Consider the following 4,524-nt stretch of genomic DNA (forward strand, 5'->3'; position numbering starts at 1 on the left):
TGACGGAGACTCGGATCGTCCCGCATCTCGATTGCGGCAAAAAAGCAGTCCGCATCACAGTGAATAATTTTACGCACAAAGCGTGTCCCGACCTTGAATCATACCTGTGATTATATACAGAAAACGCACTCAAGGATAACGCCCGCAGTTCACTGACGAATCAGCGGCAAGCTTTCCGCCAAACTCAAAACCAACCGGTAAACACTTCAATCGACTGTTCAAAAAACCCGAAAACGGGTTTTTTTTACGAAAAAGCGGTTTATTTTCCTGATTTCGCAATAAAAAACTTGAATTTTCACCACAAAGTTTTAACTTATCACCTGTTTGTATTTTGCTTTTTATTCATCCTTCATTTTTTCTTCCAAAACAATAAGGGAAGCAAACCATGGCTGCACGCAAAAAAACGTCCGTTGACGCTGTTGCGCAACTGGAAAAAGAGCTCGCTCAGGTCAAAGCGCAACTGAGCAAAGCCCGCACTCAACAGGAAACCGATGCCCAGAAAACCGTAACAGCACTGACCAAGGAAGCCACCAAAGCGGCAACCAAAGTCAAGTCAGCCCGTGCCAAGCTGGCCACTGCGCGCAAGAAGAAAACCCCCGCCGCGGCCAAGCAGGCAGAAGCCGCCAAGGCCGCAGTGAACACGGCGAAGGCCGCTCACGATACGGTCAAGGCTGATCTGGCAGCCGCCAAGCAGACCCTGGCCGAAATCAAGGCCGCCAACAAACTGGCCAATGAGCACGACAAAGCCGTAGCGAAGGCCGAAGCCGCCATGGCCAAGGTTCAGCAGGCCGCCGCTCGTAAAGAAGCCGCTCGCGCCAAAGCCGCTGCCAAGAAAGCGGCCGCCAAAGCCAAGGCGAAAGCCAAAAAAGAAGCCGCCCGCGCCCGCGCCGCCGCCAAGAAACTGGCAGCACGGCAGAAAGTAGCGGCCAAGAAAGCCGCCGCCAAGGCCAAGGCAAAAGCCAAAAAGGCCGCCGCCAAAGCGAAGGCAGCCACCAAAAAGACCACCGCCAAGAAAAAAGCGGCGACCAAAAAGCCAGCGACCAAGAAAACCGCTGCGCGTAAGAGCACTGCCAAGAAGGCCGCCACCAAGAAAACCGGCACCCGCAAAACCGCGGCCAAAAAAACCACCGCTAAAAAAGCAGCGGCGAAAAAGGCTGGCGCCCGTCGCGGCCGTCCCGCCAAGGCAACCCCCAGCGCCTAAGCGCTAGTGGCGGTTCCACAAAAAAGGGTCCTCAGGGACCCTTTTTTGTGTCTGACCATTTTTATCTAGTCCCTTCGCGCCCTGATATCCAGCTCCAGTTCCCCTTGGTCGTCCTGGCGACAAGCCGCCCGATAAAACAGCGCCTCGCCATAATAACTCTCTGCATTGAAGTCGATCACATAGGTGAGCGGCGGATGGCTTTCCAGGTTTGGCTCCTGCCCCAACTCGGGCTCAGGGCGCTCGGTAGTCAGCCATTCCAGTGCCTGCATTCCGCCCACTCGCTGCTCCAGTGCCGCGACACACTCCTTCCAGAACGTCTCTCGCCGGGCAAACTCATCCTCCCACCACTGCAACCACTGTTGGCGCTCCTGCTCGGTCTGTTGCTTTTGCGCTTCCAGTGCGGCGAGCTCTCGGGCCTTCTCTTGTCGCTCCCGCTCACGCTGCTGAGCCAGCTCATACTCTTCCCGCAGTTGCTCGAAGGACACCAGGCCACCGGGACGGGTGTCATCCACTTTCATCAGGCTGGGGCCGTCGACCATCAGGCTGAAAGTCTGGCCCGATGGATTGCGGCACTTGAGGGTGAAGACGGGATGCTCGAGTGTGCTCCGTCCGAGATGACTGGTGCCCTCCAGCAGCTCTTCACAGCCCGGGGATTCCTCCACCAGGCGCGCAGCGTCATACAGACGGGGAAGATGTCGTAGATAGGATTTGGGCAGCCACAGCTGCTCCAGTTCAACCGACTGGACCGGAGCGGCCGCGCTCAGACACAGGCACAACGCCAGACCGGCGCTAAGGTGTGGGTAATTGATCCTGGGCAATTTTCGCATACACATAGGCGGCCAACAGCAAGCGGCGATCTTCATCTGCCTCAACGAATTCCAGCCCGTACACTACCGGGGTGTTCTGCTTGAGTTCCTGGGTACTGCGCTCAACCCGGGAGCGGATGACCGCTTCGAGGCGCAGGTCGCGATAGAGCCCGGCCACTTCAACCTGGGCGGTAATGGATACTTTATCTCCGATATCGCCCAGAATACGATCCAACTCCAGGCGCGCACCCGACAGGCTGATATCAACCACACGAGCGTCTACTTCAGAGGCCTCGAGGCTACTCTGATTGAGCACGACGACCGGCAATGCAATTTCCACACGGGTGGATTGTCGAATGCCTTTAAAGCCGACTTCCTCGGGGTAATCAAGGTGTAGCAGTGGGTAGGGATCCGTGGCCTGGCTCTCCACCGAGCAGGTAAAAACCCCGACCCCGTTCGCCACCATCATCCGGGCCACGACCTTCTGCCCTGGACGCAAGCGCAGAAAACGACCATTGACACGGGGCACGGACAGCAATAGCGCCCGCCCTGGCATGGCCCCCACAAAGCGGCACGGATAACGCTCGGACATCCCGGTACTGGTTTCGACCTGGACTTGAAGCGGGTAGCCCGGCCGAAGTTTCAAATCGTCAAAGGTCATAGTGGCCCTGAACAGAATACAATCGGACCCGGCCATTGGCCGCCGGGCGCGGAATAAACCTCATGATAGCAAATTTACCGGCCAACTAACGACGCGCTGCCCCAAATTCACCATTCCACTCCAGCAACAGGCGCGCCAGCGATTGCGCCTGGGCGTGCAGGGCCGAGAGCTCCTCGCGGGTGTCTTTGGGGCCAGTGTACAACCGGATCTGTCGATGGCGATTAGCAAAGCTGTGCTGCGGATTCTGGGCGCGGTACACCTCGAGCTTCCAGCGCAGGCTGTGCACGGTATTCCGGTAGTAGGCGAGTTTGGTGGCCAGGGTGATCGGCCGGTTGGACTCCAGGTTGGCAAACTCACTGAAGTCCGAGGCCAGTACAACCACTTGCCGGCACCCCGGTGAGGCAATGAGGGTCGCCGTGCGTTCATGGCCAATCAGCATGGCCAGGTCGCCGAACACTTCGCCCGGGGTAATCTGATTGATGGAGGGGCCTTCCACCTGCTCATTGGGGTATACGTCCAGCTGCCCTCTCAGCAGAAAATACAGCCACTGGTCCCGCTCACCGCGCTGCAGTACCTGTTCACCGGGTTCGTAGTAAGCGATATGGGCCCGATCCAGCAGAATTTCGAACTGCCAGTTGTCCTGCTGTTTGACGGTTTTGTAAAAAGGAATAGTGAGCAACCAACGTTCAACGGTATCTCGGGGAAATTTGTTGAGGGGTTTTATTTCCATAGTTGCCAAGTTCTCTGCCCCGGAGCGGTCAGTATATTGTTTATTATTCCCCCGGCCGGCTCCACCGCCCACAGGGGTTGCTCCGCATCATAGCCTTGTCCATTGACGTCTGACAACCGGCGCTGCTCCGTGTTGAGAAATCTGCACGGTTATGACCCAAAGGAATAGACCTGCCCCATTTTCGCCCAAATTCGTCCGACCCACACTGCCCATCGAATCAACATTTTATTGTATGATAGCTGGCTGATGCCCGACGAAGTGCGGAATTACGGGACGCACATAATAATGATGTGAATTGGGATTCGCTTATGTTCAAAGCCTCAGTAATGTCTGTCTTGCTCTCGTTTGCCTTGTACCTCGCCCCCTCGGCAATGGCGGCGTCAAGCCTGAACGGCCTGGCGTCTCATCAGGAACTGGGCAATGAAATGTTCATTGGTGCGCTCTATCTTGAGTCCAGAACTGATAGCGCTGACACGGCGCTCAACAGCCCCGGCGCCAAGCGCATGGAGCTGCGTATTACGGCCGACAATGGCATCCCGTCCCGGCGTTTCAGCCGGATGTGGATTGAAGGGGTCTCCATCAACAACAGCGGCAGCGCCCTCACAGCGCAGGCCGACAACATGGTGGCCTTCTCCAATCTGTTCCGGGGGCGTTTGCGCCAGAACGATGTGGTCACCATTGAGCTCAACCCCGGCACCGGTGTTGCGGTGGGTTTGAATGGCGTCGAGCTCGGCGTGATTGAGGATGAGCCCTTCTTCAACCTGCTGGCCCGCGCCTGGGTGGGCAATGTCCCCCTGTCATCGACCTTCCGGGACAACCTGCTCTCTCCGAGCGAGATCCCCGGTGACCTGCGTTCGCGCTTTGAAGCCATCGAGCCTTCAGCCGCACGGATAGAAACCGTGGCCCAGTGGAACCAGCCGGAACCGGAACCCGAACCCGAACCGTCGCCCGAACCGGAGTCCAGCGCGCCACCGGTCGCTGCAACCGCCCCGCTGGTGACTGCTCTGGACATGCCGAAGGCGTCCCTGGAGCCAGAACCGGAGCCCGAACCAGAGCCAGAACCCGAGCCACAGCCTGAACCGGCGCCCGAACCTGAACCCGAACCGGCGGTAGTCGCCGAAGAAGA

Annotated in this window: 5 protein-coding genes; 2 read left to right on the plus strand and 3 right to left on the minus strand. The window is 57.8% G+C overall.

Going from position 1 to position 4,524, the window contains the following annotated elements; translation table 11 throughout:
* Positions 1–385: 385 nt before the first annotated feature.
* A complete protein-coding gene (locus B3520_RS16645; RefSeq protein WP_286805831.1) occupies positions 386–1,201 on the plus strand; it encodes a hypothetical protein in 816 nt (271 codons plus the stop codon).
* A gap of 65 nt (positions 1,202–1,266) precedes the next feature.
* Here the strand turns inward: B3520_RS16645 and B3520_RS16650 are convergent, their stop codons facing one another.
* The 3 genes from B3520_RS16650 to B3520_RS16660 all read right to left on the minus strand — a co-directional run bounded on the left by B3520_RS16650 (position 1,267) and on the right by B3520_RS16660 (position 3,398).
* Positions 1,267–2,019: a hypothetical protein gene (locus B3520_RS16650; protein ID WP_286805833.1), complete on the minus strand. Its 753-nt coding sequence runs from the start codon at positions 2,017–2,019 to the stop codon at positions 1,267–1,269.
* The gene (locus tag B3520_RS16655) at positions 1,991–2,668 is read right to left on the minus strand and encodes a flagellar brake protein (RefSeq protein ID WP_286805835.1); all 678 of its coding nucleotides are present in this window, start codon (positions 2,666–2,668) and stop codon (positions 1,991–1,993) included. The genes B3520_RS16650 and B3520_RS16655 overlap by 29 nt, the downstream gene beginning before the upstream one ends.
* 85 nt (positions 2,669–2,753) lie before the next feature.
* Positions 2,754–3,398 (minus strand): cyclic nucleotide-binding domain-containing protein, encoded by a 645-nt coding sequence (locus tag B3520_RS16660; RefSeq protein WP_286805836.1) that lies wholly within the window; start codon positions 3,396–3,398, stop codon positions 2,754–2,756.
* A 308-nt stretch (positions 3,399–3,706) separates the two neighbouring features.
* On the opposite strand from B3520_RS16660, the gene B3520_RS16665 reads away from it, so the two are divergent.
* Positions 3,707–4,524 (plus strand): chalcone isomerase family protein (locus B3520_RS16665; RefSeq protein ID WP_286876456.1); only part of this gene is annotated, 818 nt, incomplete at its 3' end.

The organism is Marinimicrobium sp. UBA4509, assembly GCF_002388575.1.
In the GTDB taxonomy this organism is placed as follows: domain Bacteria; phylum Pseudomonadota; class Gammaproteobacteria; order Pseudomonadales; family Cellvibrionaceae; genus Marinimicrobium; species Marinimicrobium koreense.